Genomic DNA, 23,874 nt, shown 5'->3' with positions numbered 1-23,874 from the left:
TATTTCTTAGGAGCTGTGGAGTAAAACTGCTATTTTTATTAATAAAATAAGATGAACTTTACTATTTCATTAATTTTCTTATAACAATATTGCCAACTGTTGCTTTGGCTGTAACAAACTATTGCTTGATAATTTGTTCCAACGCACTATATCTCGCACACTTACCTTATATTTGCGACTGATATCCCATAAATTATCACCACTTTTAACGGTATGAGTAATCTTATTACGGCTAAATTTAGCCAGCCCTAAGGGATCCATATCACTATGGTTAAATGGCAAAATTAGCTTTTGACCGATACCAATGATATCTGAATTTAAGCGATTGTGTTTTTTTATCGCGCTAACATCGATGCCATATTGAAGACTAATTTTGCCTAAGCTATCACCTGATGTCACCGTATAACTATGCCAGCGTAACCAGTCTTTTTTATTGGTTGTCGCCAATTTTTTCCGAAAAGAATCGGCAGAAGCGATTGGTAGCAATATCTGATAACTACTATCAGGCGCGGTTGCCCAGCGATTTAAGCCGGGGTTAAGCTTAAAAACATCATTACTGTCAATGTTAGCCCAATGTGCCGCCAAACTAATATCAAGCTGTCCCTCTACTTCAATAACTGCCACTGCAGGGCTATTTTTAATGGGAGTAAAAGCATAATTAAGCTCATCAGCACGTTTTAAAATATCGGCAATAGCGAGTAATTTAGGAACAAAATTGCTGGTTTCTGTCGGTAAGTAAAGTGACCAAAAATCACTCGGTAGGTTTGCTTTTTTATTCTTTGCCATTGCACGACCAACACGGCCTTCACCTGAATTGAAAGCAGCTATGGCATTAAGCCAATCTTCATCCAAGGTGCGATGAAAAAACTGAAAATAATCAAGGGCGCCACGGGTAGACTCGACAATATCTCGTCGGCCGTCATACCACCAGTTTTGTTCGATATTAAAACGCTCAGCCGAAATAGGCATAAACTGCCACAACCCAGCAGCACTTTTATGTGATATGCCATATGGCAAGTAAGAGCTTTCTACTATGGGCAACAGCGCCAATTCAACCGGCATATTGCGCTTTTCAATTTCTTCAACAATATAATATAAAAAAGGCTCGGCACGCTTAGAAATAGTCACCATAAAATTAGGGTGACTTAAATAGTATTTACGCCACTTATCCACCTCTTTGTTATCTGGTACCTCAATACTTAGTTGGCTACGAATTCGTTGCCAAACATCATCATGTTCATGTGGTAATTTGGCCACTGGCGTAATCTTGGCTGACTCGACTTGTTGTTCTGCAATCAATGTCAGCTGTGAGGATTGTTCTTGGTTTTTAGTTAATGGTTCCGTAATAACTTTCGGTGCTTGCTGGCAAGCGGTTAAGCCTAATAAAACGGTAAATATGATTATTTTTTTCATTTTTATTCGTAACTCAACTACAACAAATGGCACATGCTTTAAGGCTATTGTACCAGAGACTTTATTTTCTTATTTTATTCACAACCAATACTAATTATTATTGGCTATTTTTACTTGGCAAGGCCTCTATCGACATGAGTATGTCTCGCACTATCGCTTGTCTTTTATAAAGATCTTTCATTCCATCTGGTGTGTCGATATTTAAGGCAAAGAATACTGGCCCGCTTGGCCATTCAACCCAGCCTACCCACCAGCCATGACGACCTTGCCAGCCGGTTTTAGCGCGTAGTATCCAGGTTCTTGTCGCCTCAACCACCATGATATCTTTCACCAACAACTGGTGTTCCACTGCAAAAGGCAGTTCATTTTTATAAAGGCGTTGCAGCAATTCAATTTGTTCAAACGCTGAAATAGCTAACTTACCATCTATCCAATAACTCCCCTGAGCGGTACTTGGGTCAGCATTACCATAGGCTATTTTCTTCAAGTAGTTGCCAGATTTTTTCTCACCTAACTGCTCTGCAAAAATATCGTAAACCCATATTGCCGAATTGCGCATAGCCGAACGTAAATTTTGATCTTGATTATGGGGTGAATAACCTCTTTTTACGCCATCCCAAGGAAATACTTGAAACTCATCTTTGACCAGCCCTGCATCAAGGGCAAAAAGCGTATGGGGGATCTTATAAGTAGACGCTGGCGAATAGCGTTGCTGTGCTCTAGCTTGATCATATACCCAGGTTTTCTCTTGACTAGCACGTTTATCAAGTACAACAATGGTGCCCTTGGCATGGTGTTTTTTAAAATATTTACCCCATGCTGCACCCTCAATTTCTACTGCTTCTGCTCGATTAGTGGAACTTATGACTAAGCTCGCGATTAGCATAACGGCAGTGATGACAACGGATTGCAATATTGATGATTTTTTCATAAAGCGTTAATAAATCACTTAGTTTTATTTAGGATAAAAAGTACGAACCGCCATAGTACTGAATGGTAAATCTCGAGTGAAATATTAATATGTAACAAAGTAATCACCTGTTACTGCTAGCTAATCTTCTAACCAATCTTTAACCGGAACTACCCATTCAGCCATGGGTCGATAAAAAGCACCATGTTCCTCTCCAGTACTGATGGAAATTTCTTCCATGGTGTTTACCTGCTCGCTTTGTTCCATTAAAAATTGACAAGAACCATTACCATCTGAGGTTTCGTAAATTGAATGAAAATTTCCAATCACGATAAATTCAACATGGCCTTTCATAAAAGTATTACAAGTTGCCAGTAAGATGATATTAATGTCACTTGATTGGATATAACTTGATGTCAATATGGTAATGGCGCCACCCCGAGAAAAGCCCACTAAGCTAATATTCTTCGGCTTTACGCCATGTTTAATAAGTAAGTTAACATCAGCGGCTAACTTGCGCGCAAACGCCCTAGGTTTGGTGTTTTTTGCTCGGTGATAGGCTATTAAGTTGTATTTATCACTCGCTAGGGCAGCTTTTACTTTAGGAAAGTCATATAAGCCCCAGCGTGGGTTTGTTGGTGTCGGATTGCTACCCTCAACAATAAGGCCATGTGAGTAAAATACATATTTTTCATTAGCATGTATTTCTGTTGGCAAGCGCTCAAATATCGCAGCCGCATAGGCATTAGTCACTGGTGCTAATGAGCAAAGTAAACTGGTGAATATGGCTATTTTTAATATTTTAAGCATGATGATTCCTAGTCCCTTCTTTGAGAGTAATTAATGGTTATTTTTATTGGTAGTGTTGTGAGTTTTAGCGAGCCGTACTGAAATATTAGTCCGGCATAGCCTTTACTTGTTTGACCCAAGTTTTCACTTGTTTTAGCCACTGCGGCAAAGGTTGGTAGAAAGCGCCATGCTCTTTACCTGTACTAATGGCGGTTTCTTGAAAGGAATGGGTTTTGTTATTTCTGTCGGTTAAAAACTGACAAGAGCCGGCAAAGTCTGAGATTTCATAAATGGAGTAGAGCTTGCCATAGGCTTGGTATTCTTGATGTTCTTTAACAAAGCCGCCACACACAGCTAGCAATATAGTATTAATTTTATCTAACCTGAGCTTATCCGAGGCAAGTAAGGTAATTTCTCCACCTCGAGAAAAGCCTAACAAGGTAATATTTTCCGGCTTTACCCCGGCGACAATCAGTTTTCTTACATCAGCAGCCAGCTTTTCGGCAAACTCATCAGCTACAGTTTTATCCGGCCGATGATAGGCAATAAGATTATAGTGCGGATCGGCTAACGCCTTTCTTACCGCAATAAAATCATAAACACCCCAACGCTTGTCTACCGGCATCAAGTTATCACCCTCAACAATTAAGCCATGGGAATAGAAAACATACTTCTCACCGGGGTAAATTTTTTCAGGGAAACTAGTATACAATGCACCAGCTATGCACTTTGTTCCGATAACAAGGTAGCCGGTAAAAATCGCTGCCAAGCTGTAAGCTAAGAGAGAAAATACAGACTTCATCTTACAACTCCTACTTTGCTTGCTGAGCTTGATAGCTCGGATAAATTTAAAAAACGCTTAGGATCGGCATGTTTACCGTTTTCAAGCACTTCAAAATGTAAATGTGGCCCAGTCACTCGCCCTGTCGCGCCAACGGTACCTATTTTATCTCCTGCTGAAATATACTGGCCTGACTCGACCGAAAAGCTATTCAAATGAGCATATAAACTTTGGTTTTTCCCTTGGTGCTCAATAAGTATTACCTTGCCATAATTTTGGTGCAAAGTGACATCATCAGCAATGATTACCCAACCAGAGAAACTGGCAACCACCTCGGTACCAATTGGCGCGGCGATATCAATGCCTTGATGGGGTCTCTTACCGCGAAAATCACTAATATCATCATAACCAGAAGAAATTCGACCATTTAACACCGGTAAGATGCCGTCAGTATTAAGCTGATTAAAGTTATCTAGTGAGAAAAAGGGTTTAGCCGCCATGGCAAAAAAGCCAATAGAACAAGACATCAACACTAACGTCAAACGAGCACACCAGCCAAACGTATTGTTTGACTGACTAGACATGGCTAACTTAATTCTATTTTCAAAGTCTTGTTTATTAAAACTAGGACCGGAGAAATACGTAGTTAAACCACTATCAAAGGGGCTTTGATGCAACTTTAAACTCGCTATTAAGGCGCGAGCATAACTAAGCTTAACTTTAGGGTCGGCTGAGATGACCGCACTATCACAATTCAATTCCATGCATTGTAAAAAACGCTTTTCCATAAAGCTGATAAAGGGATTGAACCAAAACAAACAAGCACATAAGCGGAATAAAATAACCGCCTTAGGATCCTGCCTTTTTATATGCATTAATTCATGGTCAATTAATAAACATTGTTGCGCTGCAGGCATTGTAAAAACAGACTTTGGTAGCAACATATTGACTCGGAAAAAGCCAAAAACAAAAGGCGATACAGTTTGATCGGTCACCAATATTTTTATGCTCTTAGCCGTTATTGTCTTTCGCTGGGCTGGACTAAAAGCTTTTAAATCTGTTACCAGGGTCGCTTGTTGAATAAATTGCCTAACTTTCCATAAGCCAAGTACAAAACGTAATAATGACAAACAAACACCAAGCACTAACATCAAGATGACTAAAAATATAAAGACTTGCAGCTCGCCGCTGCTCTTCATTTGACTAACCACTGAGTTTGAGTGCAGCACTAAACTTTGTTGTGAGTCACCAAAAGCTGTTTTTAATTGCTCCGGAATAATGGCGTTTGTTTGAGAGAATAACGCCGGCAATAATGGCACCAAGGCGATAACAAGCCAAGCTTGCCAAAATCTAGACCAGTTAATTATTTTGGGGAAAACTTTGCTAGTAGCTAACGCTAAGCCAGATAAAACACCGCTCCAAGCGATAAAAGTGGCGAGTTGAAATAAGAAGCCACCTGTAAACCATTGCTCAGCCATGACTATTTACCTTGCTGCTCTTTTGATGAGTCTTGCTCTAAATCATGTAGTAACTTTTCAAGATCAGCAATTTCGCTATCATCAATTAATCTGCTATCGGTAAACATGGCAATCGGCAAAGGGCCGTCTATTTCAAAGACTCGTTTGGCAAAATCCTGAGCGAATGCCGCGAGTGTTTTGACCTTGTCTACTTGAGCGAAATATATTTTTTTATTGCCTGAAAACTCCATCGAAACTAAACCTTTGTCACCCATTCGTTCTAAGGTTTTACGGGTAGAAGAGTAACTCCAACCGAGTATTTTTTCGACTTCATCATGAAGTTCTCGGGCTGTTTTTGGCTGCGAATGCCATAACTGTTTTAAGATTTCTAGTTCGGGTGCGGTTGGCTGCATTTTATATCTTGATAATTGGATTACCCACACATAGTGCGACGAGTGTCGCACCCATGCAAGAAAAAATATCAGATAGTTACTTTTTATGGTGAACTGGACAAGATATGATGAAGCAAGAGCAGCCGTTATTGCACGAAAGATATAAATAGCTAAATCACCGCATTGACTGTCGCTAAAAGTTATCGTCTCACTATAATTTTTTAACCATAAAATATTTGCAACCGGTTTTAGGGTAGCCCTGCTGAACCCATTGAGTTTCATAACCATATTTTTGGTAAAATGGCATAGCTTGAAAATTAAGTGTATCTAATAAGCACATGCTGCAGCCTCGATTTTTACCTGCTGCTTCAATTTCTTTTAAAATTTTACTACCGATATCTTGGCCACGTAAATCTTCTGAAACCCACAAGGTATTTATTAACAACCAATCACCAAAGGTACGAGCGGCTGCACCTGCAATAACCTCTCCTTGCTCATTTTTTAATTGTACGGCTAATGGCAGTCGTTCACTTACTTCCCAATTAGCCCAATTGAAATCAGCAATTTTTTTATCAAGATAATCGAGAAATTCTTGTTCTGGTTTTTCTATAACTTCTATTTTCATAAATACTCCATATTACCTGTTAGCGCTAATACCACAGTCAATGCGTTAGTTTTTCGGTTGGTGAAATTCAATAACATTACGATCGGGCTCGCGAATAAAAACCGATGAGCCCGTTGGAAAAACTACTGGTCCTTCAATAATATCGATAGCCAATTCATTCAGCTGGACTACCACGGCATCCATATCATTAACTTCCAAAGCAACATGAGTATAACCAGCTTTTTTCACCGGCTCATCCATCAATACATTGCTGTCTGTGGGCGCTGCGGCATTTAAGATAAAGTTAATATTTACGCCGCTGGCATGTTCCATAATTGCTACAGGCTCAGGACCTACCGGGCCAACGAGAAACTCAAAAATCCAGTTGTTCGTAAAAATCGCGTGATATTGCCAAACTATGTACCCGTATACCAAGATGATTTACCCGAGTTATTTGTTTCATAAATTAACCTTATTAGTTTTAGTGTCTTCGTCACAGTTACCTTCGTGACAGGTATTGATTTTATCTTGCTCTTTCAAGTCATTGGTTAACACTTGTTTTAACACTTCCATTCGTTGTTTTACTGCAATGCCATAAGTATGATCATCACCCCATAAATCAACTAACAGTTGCATCGACTCTTCATCATGCTCGGCAAATAACTTTCCCGCACGCTCGGACGTTTCTTGGCTATTACCTAGCAAGGTTAACGCTTCAACACCTAAGTTTAATGCTGAATCAAAGGTTTCACGCTTGAAAGACGTTACCCCTAACTTCATTAATTCATAAGCATGTCCGCGGTCTATGGCTCGGGCAACGATGGCTAGATTGGGATAATGCTTTTTGGCCATCGCCGCTATTTCTAAAATTTTATCGGCGTCATCAATGGCTATCACCAATAATTTAGCTTCTTCAGCGCCGGAGGCATCAAGCAAGTCTTTGCGCGCCGCATCGCCATAATGTACTGTGGTAACAAAACGTTTTACCATTTCAATTTGGCTAGGGCTATGGTCAAGAATAGATAAATGATAGCCTTGCGCGCTTAATAACCGACCAATAATTTGGCCAAAACGTCCATAACCGGCAATAATCACACTACTGGTTGCTTCTATATTTTCTGGTTTATCAAACTCAGCTTGGGTGCTATTGGTATTACTCAACATTTTGTCATAAATCATCAGTAATAACGGCGCCATCAACATAGAAATAGCCACGACTAACGTGGTTAACTTGGTTTGCTCTGGATCAAGTATATGCAGCGATGAGGTTAACGAGAGCAAGACAAAAGCAAATTCTCCGCCTTGCGCTAAAGCTAAGGTAAATAGCAACTTTTGCCTGCCCTCCATTTTAAAAAATACCGCGAGTAAATATAAAACAATGGCTTTAATCACGATTAGACCAACGACTAATAGCACCACTGTTGAAAACTGTTCGAATAACAATGGAAAATCAATAGAAGCGCCAACGGCAATAAAAAATAAACCCAGCAACAAACCTTTGAATGGTTCTATGTCTACTTCTAATTCGTGTCTAAAATCACTTTCAGCCAATACAACGCCAGCTAAAAAGGTGCCAAGTGCTGGCGACAAACCAATTTTTTGCATTATTACCGCTATCGATATCACTAAGAACAAAGCAAACAAAGTAAAAACTTCTCGCAAGCGTGTTTCAGCGATATACCTAAATAAGGGCGCAGAAACATATTTTCCCGCAAGAATGATGGCTGCAATCACAGCAATTGAAACAGCGACTTGAAAATAAACTGGATAATGGGCAATTAAGTTACCGTGATCTGACACAGTAGCCATGGTGTCGCTAAAAGCTAATAAGGGTAATAGTGCCAAAATAGGGATCACGGCAATGTCTTGAAAGAGTAGTACCGAAAATGCGTTTTGCCCCGCCTCTTGTTTTGTCCAGCCCTTTTCACTCAGGCTTTGCAGCACAATTGCCGTTGAAGATAACGCGAGCATTAAACCTATCGCCATAGAAGTTTGCCACTGTAATGCAAGTACCTCTTTGCAGATGACAAAGATAAGTAAGGTAGTCAGCGTAACCTGCAGGCCACCTAAACCTAGAATTGAGTGCCTGAGTTTCCAAAGTCTTGATGGTTGTAGTTCTAAGCCCACCAAGAACAACATCATCACCACGCCAAACTCGGCAAAGTGCATAACATCGGTTTGATCACCAACCAAGCCTAATAAAAATGGCCCGATCAGAATACCAGCCAACAAATAGCCAAGTACAGAGCCTAATCCCAAACGCTTAGCGACAGGTACCGCTATGATCGCAGCAGCTAAATAGACAACAGCAAGTTCTAGCATTTAGTTCTCCAAAAAAATAAAACAATTACAGAAGGTTATTACCACTTACTTTACTGCATCAATAACATAATACCAATCCACATAAATCTAATTAAACAATCCATTAAAAGTATCCTTTGGAGTATTTTTGCTAGGCTTGCTCTCTTTCATCTACGGTATTTATGATAATACTGCTACTGCCTTAATGCGTTTGTTGAAATACAAGACAGAGACAAAAACAGCGTTACCAATGAACATAATGCCATGGTGTAATTCATAGTAGTGGCATCAACACTCACGCTAATGCTCACCACGGCACTGGCTAGCGCACCTAAGCCAAACTGCAACACGCCATTTACTCCAGAAAGTACGCCAGTGCTGCCTTGCACACTAGCTAAGGCGGCTGAAATGGCATTAGCCGCGGTCAAACCTAGTAGTCCGATATAGGCGATAACACCTACGACAACATAAGCTAATGATAACTGTAAAAAACCCACCACGCCTAAGTAAACACCGACCACAGCCAGCAGTCCACCAGCAATAACCAGCTTTTTAGTGGCATCGACATTTTTTAATAAGCGGGCATTCAGCAAGTTCATACTGATCATGGCTACCGCATTTAACGCCACTAGCCAACTAAACTGCTCTGGCGTGGCGTGGCGTGGCGCCAAAATATTCCATATAAACAAAAGGAGAGCCTGAGATAAAAGTAAATAGACCAGCAAAGGCACTGATGCCCGCTGGCTATAGCTACCTCTTATCAAGAGCAAGTGGCCGGAAATACGGCGATTTACGCCTTTTCACTAGCCTTGTTATTCATCTACTTATTATTGGTCGCTCATTATGAAAGTTGGATTTGCCATTAGCGGTTATTTTTGTTATGCCTACCGCTATAGTCTTATTAGTGGTTTGTCTTTGAGTGTATATGCGCAAGTAGGATTAGTTTTACTGATAGCCTTAGCCGCCAAGAATGCCATATTAATTATTGAGTTTTCCCAGAACAAATTGAATAATGATAATGCCTCCATTGAAGACGCAGCAGTGCAAGGTGGTAGTGCCCGTTTTAGGGTGGTAAATATGACCTCATGGTCATTTATTCTCGGTATTTTACCGTTAGTTTTTGCCAGTGGCGCAGTCGGTTTGAAAACACTAGGGGTAACCTTACTTGGCGGCTTGTTAAGTGTATTACTGATTGGCAGTTTCTTTGTCCCTGGCTACTTTGCCCTAATTCATAAAATGAAAGCGCGACGCAGTAAAAAAAACCTACCTAACAATAAATTAAGTAAAAATACCTTACGTGAAAGTAAGTGTAATGAAATATCCTTAGCGGAGAAAAAACAAATGAAATCTTGGTTAAAACAAATCGCTATTTTTGGCGTTATTTTTCTTATCATGAGTTTTGCCGTAGATACATGGCGAACTAAAGATATTGATCGACAAGCGCTGCCAGAGCTACAAGGGCTGACGATTAATAATGAGGCTATTGATTTAAAAGCGTTAAGCTTTGAGCAGCCTATTTTAGTGTATTTTTGGGGCACCTGGTGTCCGGTTTGCTCGGTAGTGAGTCCTTCGGTCGATACTCTGTCACAGTATTATCCGGTTTACAGCATTGCCATGCAATCGGGTGATAATGAGACACTAACAACTTATATGGCAACTGAAGAATATCAATTTAAAGTCATCAATGACGATAACAATGACATAGCACGATCATTGGGTGTGCAAGTAACACCTTTAGTCATGGTGATTGACCAAGGTGAACTCGTTAGCTATACCACGGGTTATGTCAGTTTATTTGGCTTATGGTCGCGCATTGCTTGGGCCAGTTGGTAAGCAAGGTATATTGTTGAAAAGGCACTTTATATGCGATACATAATATTTGGAATAAAAAATTATCGTATATAGAGTGTGAAGATATTAACAAGGGGTGAGATTTAGCCCTAAGTAACCTGAGCTCAGGTTAATTAGTAACGACTAAAGGAATAACATGGACAACGATTTAACTATTCGCCCTGCTAACGACACTGATCGCGAGTTCATTTTTGGGCTATCGCCACGTTTAGCTGAAGTAGCCGGTTTACCATGGCATAGCGATAAGGCGGTGCAGAAGATGCACGATGATTATTTTGCTGAAGTATTCGCTAATTCCTCGCCACTGCAAGCGACCTTTATTGCCGAGAAAAACAAAGTAGCGCTTGGTTTTATTCATACTCGTGCACATAAAGATGATGTCTCAGGTGAAGCATGTGGAACTGTGCCATTACTTGGTGTATGCCCAAAAGCACAAGGTTTGGGCGTTGGAAAAGCATTAATAACAGCGGCAGAACAATGGGCTAAAAAACAAGGGTATCGTTTATTACACCTAGAAGTCTTTGCCCATAACGATAAAGCCCAGGGCTTTTACAAAAATCTAGGTTTTGAAGCAGAAATCTTGCATATGATTAAAGAAATTTAATCCATACAAAGTTATGTTATTTGAGAAAAGGCCAGCATTGACACTGGCCTTTTTAATAAAACAATCGTAAAAAATGATTAATAACAATCGGACTAGTTAAAGTAACTATCCAATATTTGATTACTATATTTACCAGGGCTTTGGCTAACATCATTACACAGCACAGCCACTGACAGCTTTTCTTCCGGTATTCTCGCGTAATACGTTGAGGTGCCTAACCAGCCACCCGAGTGAGAATACTTAGTAACTTTATCCATGTGTTTAACAAATTGACCATTGGCATACAACTTCCCTCCTAGTTCATATTTACTATTAGGGGTCAGCATTTTTTTAAGGAACTCTTGCGGGTTCTTACCGAGTTTTGGTGTGTAGAATTGTTGATCCCAAAACAGTAACTCAGTGATACTGGTATGTAAACCGCCATCACCGACCCAAAATAGATTAGTCATATTAGTCTCATAACCACCTTCTTTTAAAGGTGCGTAACCTGAAGCTCTGTTCTTAACAATTTCATTGGCGTCATCACTAAAAAAGGTGTGCTGCATGCCTAGAGGTTTGAAAATATTCTTTGCAGAATACTCTCTTAATGTCATGCCGCTCTTCTCTTCGACCAACATAGATAAAAGGAAATAGGCAAAATTGCTGTATTCCATTTTTGTATCGGGTTTACGTTTTAAAGGTAACTTTTTAACGACTTGGTAAAACTCATCAATTGAAAGATAGTCTTCATTGCCTAGGCGGAATTCGCCACCTGCGGCAGACTTCAAACTTTTATGTTGACCTTTTGCCTTACCCTCGTATGAATCACCGACCATATCGTAATCACCCATACCGGCAAAGTGCCCTAACATGGCATTCACTGTTACTTTTGAGCCATAGTCCGCTAATTCAGGTAAGTAGCTGCGAATATCTTCCTGCAGATCGATTAAACCTTCATCGGCTAATAACAATACTGCGGTTGCAGTAAATTGTTTAGAAACAGAAGCCATTCTAAAAACGGAATCGGCCGAAAGTGGGATGTCATGCTCTAAGTTCGCCAAACCATAACCTTTGGCAAAGATCAATTGATTGTCTTGTATAACACCTACCGAACAACCAGGGGCATTAGGCGCAAACTTATTGGCAAAAAAAGTTTCTATTTTTTCGACAAACAGTTCATTACTCGGTTTGGCAAGTAGAGGTAACGTGATGGCATATAGAGATAAAGCAGCTAACGTTGCAACAATACGCATGAAAGATCCTTCTAATAAAAAGTGATGAAAACTATCCTAATGCTTAAAGGAAAAAACTGCAATTTAACAGTCGCTACTATCCATTTCATATAGTAACAAAACCTTTCAAAGGGCTTTACCTCGTCCGCAATTTTAACAATGTCAGCGGTTTTATCAGCAGATACAAGGGTTAAGTTTGATGCGATACCATGCGTCATGGAAATAGAGTAGAGCTATAATTATCATCCATCTGAACTTAATTACGGCTATACTCGCACCTGGATTAGAAAAAACTAAAGCGAATCAAGGTCTGTAAGGCCAGCAGAGTTAATAGCCACTTTAACAAGTGTAAAAAACGTAAGGGGTCAACTTTACCGCGCAATTTAGTACCGATATACGAGCCGAAAAAGGCTCCCGAAATGGCAAAAATGATAGGGCTTAAGTAATCCCAAAAGAGAAAGCCTAAGGTCGCATAAGTGGCGACTTTGGCAAAATTCACCAAGACCATTAATAACGATGCTGTCGCTATAATTTGTTCTCGATGGCTAAGTTTCTTCATCAGCAGGGTTACCGTTAAAGGACCCGGCGCGCCAACCACCAGGCCTAATCCCGTTTGCAACATGCCCACCAAATAGAAGTTTTCAATCTTACTGAGCAATCTATCAACCGACTTGACCCACAAACTCAATAACAAATAGCTCGCTATAATCACCGGGATATACTGGCTTGATAGATTAGTCAGTACTAATGAAAATAAGGCAACTCCCGCCAGCGAACCGATGACAAATTTAGGAACCAGTGACCACACCACGTGTTGATAGGACATAATTAAGCGCGAAACATTGCTGGCTAGCTGAGTGGTACCGTGAATGGGTACTACCGCATTGACTGGCACAAACCACGGCAGTGTAATCGCTAAAATTAAACCGCCACCTAGGCCAAACACTCCAGCAATGGTTGAGGTGAAGGTGGTTAAAAAGAACAAGCTAAGGTCGTTAAGGGTAATGGCCGTTAAAAAAGTACTGAGGCTGTCGATCATCTACATGCATACAAAAAAGTTGGGTTACAGATGCTAACCCAACAAACACCTCTATATAATTAGTTTTTATGAACAATATTCGTTTAATCGCCGACAATGAACTGTTCTTTATTCGCGAAGCCTTTTTATAGTAAGCAAAACCGCTTATTGCTAATAATCTAACCCTTAAATTCTCAACTATAATTTAACTACTTTAAACAACGTCAATAATAGTTGAGAAATCATGAATAAAACCAATCAATTATTTACCTATATTTTTAGTGCATTATTTGCTGAAAGTTTATTGTTAGCGGTACTTTTTGATTCATACCTATCTGCTTTTGTTATCGGCCTACCGGCAATGCTGGTGCCGCTATATTTTAATCGTACTGCACCGCAATCGCTAATCACCAGACATGTGTCAGCACTCGGCACCATGATATTTGCTGCGCTTCATATCCATCAAGCAAACGGTTTAATTGAGGTTCATTTTGAAATATTCATCTTGATGGCGGTGTTAATTATTTACCAAGATTGGCGAGTATTTATTACCGCACTTTTGGTTATCGCCGTACACCACATTTCCTTTTATTTTCTACAAATCAATGATGTTGGCGTATTCATATTTGATCAAGATAGGCTGCTATTTACCACAGTAATAATTCATGCTGTTTACGCTATCGTTGAAGCTTTTGTTGCCGGATATATGGCAAAAAGTATGGCTGAAGAAAGTAAGGCCGGAGAAGAGCTATCGAGGGTAGCAACGGAAATAGCATCGGATGTAAATGCCATAGACTTGAGCATAACAACAGCGGCGGGCAAGAATAGTACCTTACTTTCATTTAACGAATTATTAGCTTTGCTCCATCATGTTGTTAGTGGCGTAAAAGAGCAAGTCATTGAACTTAATACTAACTCTAATAATTTGATGAAGACTAAGGAAGACTTAGAAAGTTCTTCATCACAACGTCAGCAGGAAACAGATGTTATTGCTACATCCGCTGAAGAAATGGCCGTAACCGTTGCCTCAATTGCCGAAGAAACCAGTCAATTAAGTGATCAAATGCAGGAAGCAAATAATTACACCCAAGCGACCCATGAAGAAATCTTTAAAATCAACGAGCAAAACAGTAGTCTAACCTCGGCCTTAGAAGATACTAATAATCAAGTCTCTGAGCTTGCTAACTCTACCGAGGCTATTTCAAATGTATTAACTGAAATTACCAGTATTGCCGATCAAACTAACTTGTTAGCGTTAAATGCTGCCATTGAAGCAGCAAGAGCAGGAGAGCAAGGTCGAGGTTTTGCTGTGGTCGCTGATGAAGTACGGGCCTTAGCTAATCGCACCAAAGAAAGTACCGATAAAATTGGTGCTACCTTATCTTTGCTACAAAATTATTCTAAGTTAGCAACCAACTCAATGACCAGCAGTATAGAGATTGTTCGTTCTGTTATTGAAAGTGCCGATAAAGCTCAAGAGCAAATAACCCAAGCCTCTAGTTTGGTTGAGCAAGCTAGCGCTATTTCGATCAATGTTGCTGCGGCCGTTGAACAACAAGCAACAACAACGGATGATATTGCCAAAAGCGCTGAGAGTTTACGAAGTACCGTTCAGCTTGATATTGAAAAAGTGGCAATGCTCGGGCAAGAATCAATTAAGGTCAGCCAAACTGCCAGTGAAATGGAAAGTAATATTGCTCGTTTCAAGTAATCATCTAACTAAGCCGCAACTAACTAAGCTACATCTGGTTATCGTCATTGTTTGGTTGAGTTTTACTGTCGCTGCCTTTGTTTACTTGGTAAGCGAGAAACTAGTAAGCTTTGATTTGGAAAGTAAGTTGGCGGGCATTGACCACCCACAGCTTGCCACTGCCTTAAAACCCTATGTAGAGTCTGTGCTACTAGGCAAAAGTAAGACAGTGCTACATTTTTCTACGCCAAATTGTGATTGTCAGCAATACAGTGCCGCGCATATTGAGGATATCAATAAAATAGCGACGGCTAATGATTTCTCTATCATCGAGGTTGTTATTAATGAACACAATTTTATTCCCGCGACGCCATCAGTCGCTATTATTGACCTTCTCGGCGAGGTTATTTATTTTGGTCCGTATGGGCAAGGCTTAGCTTGTTCGCAAACTTCCGGCTATGCACAGACCATGTTAAATAACTTTATTAAAGGCTATAAAGCCAACATCATAATTAAAGAAGCAAAGGGCTGCTATTGTCGAGTTTAACTATTCTATAGCGATGGATTTTTACTACTTCAGGACACTAGCCTAGTTATTTAATCTATTCGTTATTATGTGAATGAGTGGCTGTTTCTCACTTGAAAAAAAGGCAACTATAACTACGATCAAACTATGAGCTATAAACTTGCTCCCTGGGTCATAGCTGAAACCAACGATGGTATTTTGATAGAACTTATTAGTGAGGCAATGGAGCCCTTAGGTTATGAAATAGAGAAGGTTTACTACCCCTTTGCTCGGCGAGTAAAATTATATCAAACTGAATTAGTTACTGTTGTTTGCGATATTAATCAAAAACATATCAGATCTTAAAGGTCACTTTTCAGGTATTGTTTATGCCTATAAAAATTACGCATTTAGCCTTAAGAAAAGAAATTATAATTTTACTCATATCAGTGCATTGAGTCAGTACAGTTTATTGTCATGGCAAGGGGCACGAAAACAACTGGGCAGCACTTATGACTTAATGGCTGCTAGCAATCCTTTTTATCTAGAAACTCACGACCAAAGAAAATGAAATTGAAATTGATGGTGATGGTGATGGTGATATAGAAGTGGATCGCTTTGCTTTATTCGGCACAAATCCAAACGGTTGTTTGTTTCATTCAAGCAAAGCTAGAGATGACTTTGTTAAACAAATAGCATTAATGAAGCAGGACGGTCGTTATAAAGAAATTTTTAATAAATATACCCTAGCTAATTAAGAGCTTAATTTCGAGGCTATGGCTATTTTTTAATTTAGCTATGCCCTAATAACCTAAAACTCCAGCTCTCTACTTTGTTGGTAGCTAAACGCTGCAACACTTTATCCAGCCAACTGCCAGATAGTGTACTTTGCTGTCTTAATTGTAATAAACCGTCTTCATTGAGTGGCTCGCCAAAAAACGCCTTACATACTTCCCTTATAGTCATGGCATTAGCAACTCGGGCAATTAATTCCAGTGGTTCATCGACATTCACCATGCCTGGCCGAATAACGCGATATAACCAACCACAATGGCTAATCTCCTGCATATCGACCGAAAAAGTTTCTATATCCCAACGTTTATTAAGTTTAAAACAAGGTGAGCGCGGCTGACTAACCTCGATAATGGCTTCGCCCCACTGATATCGGTCACCTACACAGACAGTGTCTTCGGTCATCCCGATTGAGCTAAGGTTTTCTCCCATGCCGGGAGCTTGCCAATTAGCTTTATCAACAGCACGGTTAGCATATTTTTCCTGCCAATATGCATAGTGCTCTAGCGGATATTGATGTAACGCGCGATCAAGGCCACCATGATAATGTTTATCGGCGCATTCATCACCCGCTAAACCTTCAACAGATAAATACAGACTAGTACTAGCTGGCTGCTTGTCGATGGCGGTTTCAATACCGTATTTTTGTGCTACTTTTCCGCAGTAAATATTAGCTAGGTAGTGTTTACGTTTCATCCGTCATTCCTTTGGCTAATGCCGTAATTGGTGCTAATGGTTTTAAAGCTGAATAATAAAAGCACAAGCATACCAAAAACCACAGATCTTTAATAAGAAAATGCCCGGTAGTTGAAAGTAATGTTTCACTTGATAATGAAGCCGAAAAAGTCACTAAAAAGCTCTGAGTTACCACAAATACCATGCCTGACATCAACACTGCTGGGTAAATTAATTTTTGATAATATATCGCCAAAATTAACAATACCACAGCAATTAAATCATAGACGCCGATAATATTTGACGTTGTTTGTATGGTGAAGAAATTATACAGCCAGCCCATAAACGGCGAGCTTTTTACTAAAGCTTCTATACCTTGTGCTTCGAATAAGGTGAACTTCATACCACCAATCCACAACAAAACCAGCAGTACTGGAATAATGCTAACCCAGGCGGATAGCAAAGGAGAAAGTGTACGCTTGATAAGGAGTATTCCTATGGCTAATAAAGCAAAGTATTTGATGACACCTTGACCAGAGCCGATAACTGGAAAGCCGCCCATGGAAGCTATCCACATAGACTCACTCAGTAGCGAGCCTAAAGGCACTAGGCTTGTTGCAATCAGTAGGTATCCTAAAATAGGCCGCAAGTTGCTTTGTTTTATCGATAAAAAAGCCAAAACTGCATTGGCAATAAAAATCAGTGCTGCGAACAGGTTAAATATTTTTGCTGGTAACAAATCGCTAATAAGATAAAAGTCAGTGGTTAAAGCAATATGTTTATGAGGACCCAATAGCAAGATACTGAAACCTAATAGTGCGGTAGAAATAGCAAGTAAGAGTAAAGCAGTGGTCATGTGTAGCGGCTTCATAGGGTTCCACGGGGAAAGTTGATAAGTGCCCATAAGACCTGATTAACGACATTTTATTTCGCGCTTAATAAATAAGCTAGCGAGTGTAAGCAAGCGTTGGCATGTAGTTAGCGTGATTGAATTGAGTTTTCATTTTATCGCGATAATCTATTAAAGAATTTTCTGCTTTGTTTTAGTGCCGCTCTTCTAGCTCTACGGCATGGGTGACTATGGGCTCTAGCGCTATTTTTTTGTTGCGCCAGTAAACGCTAGTGGCATCATGATCTCGCTTCAGACAATGACTACTATCGGCAATGGTAATATCAACGCCTGTGAGAATGCCTTGATATGCTGATATGCTTAATTCATCTAGGTGAGTGGCAGCTTTAATTTCATTGCGCATTATATTGGTATTGAACTGCAATAATAGCGCGAAATGTTGTTTTAAAGAGTTATCTAGTCGTAGTAATAACGCCTCATCTTTACTATTTTCATTGGTAAGTTTTTTGATTAACTCACTAATTTTGCCACTTCTGGTAAGTATGAGCTCAACTTTTTCTTGAGTGTTATGCCTCAATTCAGTTAATTTCTCACTCCAGTAATTTAAATCAATACTTGTGGTATCGCCACAAGGAGAGCCTAAAGTCCCGACAAAAACAGATCCTCCTGCTTGAATATAGGAGCCAAATAATTTTCCATCAGCAATAGTTTTGCTTCTATCGCCAACCCAAAGTTCGGCCTCAACAATTATTTGGCAATGAGATATGTACTGGACAATAGAAATCTTACCTTGTGAGACCATGTCGGTATATTGGACAAATTGGGCACTTATACCGCCTTTGGCATGAATAGTGGTACTATTTTCGGGCTCACCATTATCACCTACGGTTTGATGACCAATAATCCCTTGATTGATACATATATCACCCTTGGATTTAACCTGAGCAGATTCAACACAACCGCCAATGATGATATCTCCCGTAGCAAAGAGCTGCATCTTTTCACAAACATCTCCTTTTACAAAAATAGCGCCATCAAAGCGAATATTACCGGTACTAACATCAATGTTTTCAATTTCGAGTAAATTGTTAACAGCAACGCTTTTGTCCAGGTGTTTAGGCATGCCACTCTTATTAGCTACTAAGGTAGTTTTCTCTTTATCAATAAAATATGAGCCTTCCGCTTCTTCGATAAACCCTTCTTTACCCGCCTTTGCTTTTATAATCTTTCCGGTGACGGTAAAGCCATCTACCCCAGCTGTTGGCCGTATTAACCTAGCTAACTTAGTGCCTTTGGCGACATAAACCACCCCCCCTAGTTCTCGCATATCTACTTTGCCATTGGCACCTTCTTTTGGACATAAAACCTTATTGATAGGGTCTTCAACTAAGTATTCTATAAAGCCATCAACACCTGGTTGACAGCTTCCGCCTAGGGCAACCTCCATTGACGTTGCATCACCTGCTGACGTGAGCAAACCTTTATTTATCAGGCGCTGCACTTTTTCTTTACTAACACCTTTGACAATGCCACTACTTTTAAAACATTGCACCACGTCGCTATAACATATCGGGCTACCGCCTTGAGCCGCTGTTAATTTGAGTATCGCAGACATGTTATCAGGGCTAATTAAAACACTTAGTTTTGCATCTAGAGCACAGGCAATTATTTTTTTAAATCTAAGCTTATGATCTAAAGTGTTGTTGCTCATCTCAGCAAATAACTGCTCAATGGCTTCTTCGATAAGGGCATATTTGGCAAATTCGGAAACGTCGAAAGCAGTGTGTAAGGCTGTTAAGTTAGTTGCTACCCCAAACTCGGGCATAATTGTCATTACTAAGTCTTTATTGCCGGTAACTGAGAGTGTTATATCGCACATTTTTCCTTCCTTGGTTCCTAGTCGCTAAGTTGTTATTTTTACTGCTTTACTCTATTTATTCTTAGTAACTATAGTAGTAGGCCATCATTTAGCAATGATGAACTATGCCATTGGATAAAATACCTTTTAAAGAAAAAGCTGACTGGTGAATGTTTTTCAACAGTGGCGTTAGCTAGGCCTTAGCACTCGGTAATCTTAAATCGACTGTGAGGGGAAAATAATGAAGTATTAGTACTTTTTACTAGTTGATGTGTTGATGATGAAAATGGTGAGGTATTAAGTTTTTACATTAATAGTGTCTTACATGAAAGTGCTACCAAGCGATTCACTTTCAACGTTAAGTGTGATGCTTATTATAATATTTGCGTCAGTGATGGCTGCCCTTGGACTGATGAAGAAAACCCTTGCCTGTTGTTTGACTTAACTATTCGATAAAAAACACCGGTGTAACAGCCGGTGTTATTTTTTTATAAGGGTTGGTATTTATAAATGCTTACCAGAAAACCTTAAACCTCATTGAGACAAACATACCTTACAATAAATCAACATGGCCAATTAAAAAATAAGATGGCCAAAGCTCCCTAACCTGAGATTCCCAATTGGGGTCAGCCCTTTCGTTGGGTAATTGTAACAGCCAATATCTTGCCCATGTTCGAACTATTTTACCTGACTTGCTTAATTTTAGCGGCGAGAATCGGCGTTGATAAGACTTTCCTTCATACTCAACAACCACATTGTTTCTTGCTCGCTTATATAAACCATCTAATACGGTACTAATTAACTCGACCTCGGTTAACGCCATTAGCCCTTGGGTTTTTAAACAAGCCAATATTGCCGCTTTCTTTATACTGGCTTGCATAAAGTCATCAATATGTGGGGTATAAACCATGCCCGTCAAACCATAAATAGCAGCACGCTCTCTATCGGCTAGTGCTTTTAAAGGCATGATTAGCTTATTAATGTCATCTAAGTCACTGAAGCTATGAAGTTTGGGGGTCAATTTAGACAATTGGTATACTCCGATAAAGTCGAAAGTTCATTACTTGCTTATTCCTCTATGATACCTAAGGCAATAACCACTGCACCAGTTATTATTGTCTCAGCTAGTGCTTTTAAAGGGATAATGAGCTCATTAATGTCAGCTAATTCACCGATGCTATAAAGCTTGGGTTCAATTTAGATAATTGCTTCGCTCCGATAAAGTCGAAAATTCACTGCTTGCTTACTCGCTCATTTATGATATCTACGGCAATAGCTGCTGCACCTAGAAATACGCCATTGTGTCACATAATACTTTGCAAGCTACCCAATGAACTAGAGACGACTACGGTATACCCCTACGCTTTTAAGTTGTCGACGGTATTTGCAACACTATTGGTAGCGATCAAATTTATTAGAGCATAGCGTGATTTTGTTCGAAGAAAAGAACGAGAAAATAAACACTGAGTAATACCGCTAATAAAATTATTTTGCATAGTTATTTCTTTATTGCCTGTCATTTTCCACCAAGGGAAAAATGGTTGCATGGACTTCCTAACTTGCACTAGGTTGCTGGTAATTCAGAAAAGTTCGCTTACTCAAACTTAGCTGCTGAAACATCGAGTGGCTGTAAGTAAAGCTTTAGGATTGTAAAACATTTCTAGCCGATAAAATATCCCTACTTAGTATCATTACATTTAGAATACAACTGACTTTAGTTTTATCTATATTTTCAAGGTGATATTTATGAAGTTCGAGACCAGCTGCACATAGGGCTTAAAATTTTCGCCGCAATATGTGCACTGTGTATTCTAGGCTGTTTAGATATTCAGTGACCTTAATCACGGCAAGAAAATATAAAAAAGCGACTACTTAAAGTAATAAGCCGATTTTTTAATTCTGTTTGGTACCACTACAAACAGAATAGGAGCTATTGATAGTTAAGTAGAGTCTGAATTATGTTTGTGAATACTGCTGCATATCATATCTCGTAGCCATTTATGGCCAGGCTCTTCATTATTCCTCTGATGCCACAATAAAACATAGGCCATCTGAGAAAAGCTAAATGGTAAAGGGACTTCTTTTAAAGGATAGAGCTTTTGAGCATGACTAACAAAGCTTGAGGGTACGGTAAAAATAAGCTCACTGTGTGCGCAAACACTTACCGCGCCATAAAAATCCGGCAATGTACAAATGATATTCCGCTGTTTGTTTTGTGATGCTAAGAAGTAGTCTAACTTCCACCATTCCTTACCTTCACACCTTACTTGCAGGTGATTATGGGTTAAATAGCTTTCCATATTCCACGCGTTTTTTTCAACTTCTGATAATACCGCATGTTTCTCATTTACTAAGCAAACTTGTCGGTCAATCAGCAGTTGTGAGTGCTCAATATCATCGGCTAACTTATCAAGGATTAAAGCCTCTTTATCAGAGAGATCTAGCGCTGTAATACCAAAATCGATGTTACCTTGTTGTAATTCTTGTATAGAGTTTTTGGACCAGCTTAACGTATCCACACGTATATTCGGCGCCTGTTGTAACACTGAACCAATGTAACTAGGAAGCAAAGCCGCATAGGCACTTTCTAGCATACTAATTGAAAAACGCCGCGTGCTCGTTTCGGGTTCAAAACTTGGCGCTTGGGTAAGTTGATATATATTTTGTAGTAAATTGGGTAATTGTTGCTTTATTTGTAGTGCGTGGGCAGTAGGTTTCAAACCATATGCTGTTCGACTAAAAAGTGGGTCATGCAAACTATTTCTTAACCGAGTCAGGCTTTTACTCAACGCTGATTGACTGACATTTAAACGGTGTGCGGCTCTAGTAACGCTTTGCTCTTCCAATAATACTTGTAAGATAACTAAAAGATTTAAGTCTATACGTGTAAGGCTCTCAATATTCATAGATATTCCTGTAGGGAAATTCACTCCTGACAATATACCATTTCTGTTCATATCATACTTACTTTACACTGTGCCTCTTTGCCGTAAGGAGCAGATAATGAGATTAAGCTTACTTCCCATTTTAATGATTATGGTGGTCTTGTCGCCACTTGCCATCGACATTTATTTACCCTCAATGCCCGTTATGGCTGATGAGTTTGGTGTTTCGAATACCGAAATTCAATCCACTCTAGTATTGTTTATGCTGGCGATGGGTGTAGGCCAAATTCTAGTTGGCCCATTAGCGGATCGGTTCGGGCGAAAACCCATCGCTATATTTGGCATTATTTTATATATATTAAGCAGCTTACTTGCCGCTAATGTCACTGACTTTCAACATTTACTGATAGCAAGAATTATTCAAGGTCTAGCCGCGTGTGCAACTTCCATAGTGGTTTTTAGTGCTGTTCGAGATACTTTTCCTGCTAAAGAAAGTGCCTATTATTATAGCTATTTAAATGGTCTGATTTGTGTAATTCCTGCACTAGCGCCGACATTAGGCGGACTATTGGCATTGCAATTTGGCTGGCGTTCAACATTCATATTTATGATGCTGTATGCGATTGTAGTGTTGATTATTGTCGTGCTGAAATTGCCTGAAACACGTCCTAAAACAACTGTGACAACTAAAGCCTTGTATCGCTGGGCATCTTATCAACCTATGTTGACAAACAGTCACTTTGTATTTTATGCGGTGTGTTGTATGGTCGCCATGGCATCAATATTAACTTATGTTTCTTATTCACCTGGCTGGGTGATTAAACATTTAGGCATTGCGGAACTCAGTTTTAGTTATTTATTTGGTTTTAATGCCTTAATTAATATTGCCGCCTGTTTTATTGCACCCAAGGTGATTAAAAAGTTAGGTAACCGACCAACTGTTTTATGCGCTTTATGGTTGATGATAGCTTCAGCTGTTTTGCAACTAATTTTGCAACAACTTCCCGTTGAAAGTTCTTTAACTGCTGCGCTATATTTTATGTTACCCATGATATTATTATGTATTGGTTTTGCTTTACTATTAGGTCCGGCAACAAGTATGGCTTTAAGTGGCTTTGGCCAACGAGCTGGTACTGCAACCGCAATTTTGGGCTGTATTCAAATGGGTGGCGCTGCCCTATTGACTGCCTTAATACAACAAACAGATTTAAGTGCACCTTATGCTAGTGCCTTAATGATTGGTGGCGGTGCGAGTGTGTTGTTGCTAGCTATGTCGCTCTCTCGCTTG

24 protein-coding genes are annotated in these 23,874 nt (G+C 39.7%); 6 read left to right on the top strand and 18 right to left on the bottom strand.

Annotated elements, in window-relative coordinates; translation table 11 throughout:
• Positions 1-78 precede the first annotated feature (78 nt).
• The 10 genes from HRT50_RS11230 to HRT50_RS11185 form a co-directional block, all read right to left on the bottom strand.
• On the bottom strand, positions 79-1,413 hold the full coding sequence (locus HRT50_RS11230) for a LysM peptidoglycan-binding domain-containing protein (protein WP_291614427.1): 1,335 nt from the start codon (positions 1,411-1,413) through the stop codon (positions 79-81).
• Between the two features lie 97 nt (positions 1,414-1,510).
• A complete protein-coding gene (gene blaOXA, locus HRT50_RS11225; protein ID WP_291614429.1) occupies positions 1,511-2,299 on the bottom strand; it encodes a class D beta-lactamase in 789 nt (262 codons plus the stop codon).
• Positions 2,300-2,464: 165 nt separating this feature from the next.
• Positions 2,465-3,133 carry an alpha/beta hydrolase gene (locus HRT50_RS11220; RefSeq protein ID WP_291614425.1) on the bottom strand — a complete coding sequence of 223 codons (669 nt, stop codon included), beginning with the start codon at positions 3,131-3,133 and terminating at the stop codon, positions 2,465-2,467.
• A gap of 85 nt (positions 3,134-3,218) precedes the next feature.
• Entirely contained in the window at positions 3,219-3,914 is a 696-nt protein-coding gene (locus tag HRT50_RS11215; protein ID WP_291614424.1) for an alpha/beta hydrolase, read from the bottom strand.
• Complete coding sequence (locus HRT50_RS11210) at positions 3,911-5,371, bottom strand: M23/M56 family metallopeptidase (RefSeq protein WP_291614422.1); 1,461 nt, start codon at positions 5,369-5,371, stop codon at positions 3,911-3,913. Before HRT50_RS11210 ends, HRT50_RS11215 begins: the two co-directional genes overlap by 4 nt.
• A 2-nt stretch (positions 5,372-5,373) precedes the next feature.
• Positions 5,374-5,763, bottom strand: a complete 390-nt coding sequence (locus HRT50_RS11205) for a BlaI/MecI/CopY family transcriptional regulator (protein ID WP_291614420.1) — start codon at positions 5,761-5,763, stop codon at positions 5,374-5,376.
• A 190-nt stretch (positions 5,764-5,953) separates the two neighbouring features.
• Positions 5,954-6,367, bottom strand: a complete 414-nt coding sequence (locus HRT50_RS11200) for a GNAT family N-acetyltransferase (protein WP_291614418.1) — start codon at positions 6,365-6,367, stop codon at positions 5,954-5,956.
• Between the two features lie 45 nt (positions 6,368-6,412).
• Positions 6,413-6,781 carry a VOC family protein gene (locus HRT50_RS11195; RefSeq protein WP_291614417.1) on the bottom strand — a complete coding sequence of 123 codons (369 nt, stop codon included), beginning with the start codon at positions 6,779-6,781 and terminating at the stop codon, positions 6,413-6,415.
• Positions 6,782-6,805: 24 nt separating this feature from the next.
• On the bottom strand, positions 6,806-8,668 hold the full coding sequence (locus HRT50_RS11190) for a monovalent cation:proton antiporter-2 (CPA2) family protein (RefSeq protein WP_291614414.1): 1,863 nt from the start codon (positions 8,666-8,668) through the stop codon (positions 6,806-6,808).
• Between the two features lie 173 nt (positions 8,669-8,841).
• Complete coding sequence (locus tag HRT50_RS11185) at positions 8,842-9,336, bottom strand: hypothetical protein (RefSeq protein WP_291614412.1); 495 nt, start codon at positions 9,334-9,336, stop codon at positions 8,842-8,844.
• A gap of 154 nt (positions 9,337-9,490) precedes the next feature.
• Here HRT50_RS11185 and HRT50_RS11180 point away from each other — a divergent pair, with 154 nt between their 5' ends.
• Both HRT50_RS11180 and HRT50_RS11175 read left to right on the top strand, forming a co-directional pair.
• Complete coding sequence (locus HRT50_RS11180) at positions 9,491-10,480, top strand: efflux RND transporter permease subunit (protein WP_291614410.1); 990 nt, start codon at positions 9,491-9,493, stop codon at positions 10,478-10,480.
• A gap of 154 nt (positions 10,481-10,634) precedes the next feature.
• The gene (locus tag HRT50_RS11175; protein WP_291614408.1) at positions 10,635-11,102 is read left to right on the top strand and encodes a GNAT family N-acetyltransferase; all 468 of its coding nucleotides are present in this window, start codon (positions 10,635-10,637) and stop codon (positions 11,100-11,102) included.
• 92 nt (positions 11,103-11,194) lie between these two features.
• On the opposite strand, the gene HRT50_RS11170 is transcribed toward HRT50_RS11175, so the two are convergent.
• Both HRT50_RS11170 and HRT50_RS11165 read right to left on the bottom strand, forming a co-directional pair.
• Positions 11,195-12,334: a serine hydrolase gene (locus tag HRT50_RS11170; protein WP_291614406.1), complete on the bottom strand. Its 1,140-nt coding sequence runs from the start codon at positions 12,332-12,334 to the stop codon at positions 11,195-11,197.
• A gap of 262 nt (positions 12,335-12,596) precedes the next feature.
• Complete coding sequence (locus HRT50_RS11165; RefSeq protein WP_291614404.1) at positions 12,597-13,352, bottom strand: sulfite exporter TauE/SafE family protein; 756 nt, start codon at positions 13,350-13,352, stop codon at positions 12,597-12,599.
• A 223-nt stretch (positions 13,353-13,575) separates the two neighbouring features.
• Here HRT50_RS11165 and HRT50_RS11160 point away from each other — a divergent pair, with 223 nt between their 5' ends.
• The 3 genes from HRT50_RS11160 to HRT50_RS11150 all read left to right on the top strand — a co-directional run bounded on the left by HRT50_RS11160 (position 13,576) and on the right by HRT50_RS11150 (position 15,892).
• Positions 13,576-15,042, top strand: coding sequence for a methyl-accepting chemotaxis protein (locus tag HRT50_RS11160; RefSeq protein ID WP_291614402.1), 1,467 nt, complete (start codon positions 13,576-13,578; stop codon positions 15,040-15,042).
• Positions 15,026-15,568: a DUF6436 domain-containing protein gene (locus HRT50_RS11155; protein WP_291614400.1), complete on the top strand. Its 543-nt coding sequence runs from the start codon at positions 15,026-15,028 to the stop codon at positions 15,566-15,568. The genes HRT50_RS11160 and HRT50_RS11155 overlap by 17 nt, the downstream gene beginning before the upstream one ends.
• Positions 15,569-15,694: 126 nt before the next feature.
• Complete coding sequence (locus HRT50_RS11150) at positions 15,695-15,892, top strand: hypothetical protein (protein ID WP_291614398.1); 198 nt, start codon at positions 15,695-15,697, stop codon at positions 15,890-15,892.
• A gap of 426 nt (positions 15,893-16,318) precedes the next feature.
• Here the strand turns inward: HRT50_RS11150 and HRT50_RS11145 are convergent, their stop codons facing one another.
• From HRT50_RS11145 to HRT50_RS11120, 6 genes are all read right to left on the bottom strand, one after another.
• Complete coding sequence (locus tag HRT50_RS11145) at positions 16,319-17,014, bottom strand: MOSC domain-containing protein (RefSeq protein ID WP_291614397.1); 696 nt, start codon at positions 17,012-17,014, stop codon at positions 16,319-16,321.
• A complete protein-coding gene (locus HRT50_RS11140; protein ID WP_291614395.1) occupies positions 17,004-17,864 on the bottom strand; it encodes a DUF417 family protein in 861 nt (286 codons plus the stop codon). Before HRT50_RS11140 ends, HRT50_RS11145 begins: the two co-directional genes overlap by 11 nt.
• Positions 17,865-18,036: 172 nt before the next feature.
• Entirely contained in the window at positions 18,037-19,722 is a 1,686-nt protein-coding gene (locus tag HRT50_RS11135; protein ID WP_291614393.1) for a DUF342 domain-containing protein, read from the bottom strand.
• Positions 19,723-20,254: 532 nt separating this feature from the next.
• On the bottom strand, positions 20,255-20,731 hold the full coding sequence (locus HRT50_RS11130; RefSeq protein ID WP_291614392.1) for a hypothetical protein: 477 nt from the start codon (positions 20,729-20,731) through the stop codon (positions 20,255-20,257).
• Positions 20,732-21,059: 328 nt separating this feature from the next.
• Positions 21,060-21,248 (bottom strand): hypothetical protein, encoded by a 189-nt coding sequence (locus HRT50_RS11125; protein WP_291614390.1) that lies wholly within the window; start codon positions 21,246-21,248, stop codon positions 21,060-21,062.
• Positions 21,249-21,641: 393 nt separating this feature from the next.
• Complete coding sequence (locus HRT50_RS11120) at positions 21,642-22,607, bottom strand: LysR substrate-binding domain-containing protein (RefSeq protein WP_291614388.1); 966 nt, start codon at positions 22,605-22,607, stop codon at positions 21,642-21,644.
• 97 nt (positions 22,608-22,704) lie between these two features.
• On the opposite strand from HRT50_RS11120, the gene HRT50_RS11115 reads away from it, so the two are divergent.
• On the top strand, positions 22,705-23,874 hold a 1,170-nt coding region (locus tag HRT50_RS11115; protein ID WP_291614386.1), incomplete at its 3' end, for a multidrug effflux MFS transporter.

The sequence above is a fragment of the Colwellia sp. genome (genome assembly GCF_013215345.1).
Lineage (GTDB): Bacteria > Pseudomonadota > Gammaproteobacteria > Enterobacterales > Alteromonadaceae > Colwellia.
This window is presented reverse-complemented; position numbering and strand designations above follow the sequence as displayed.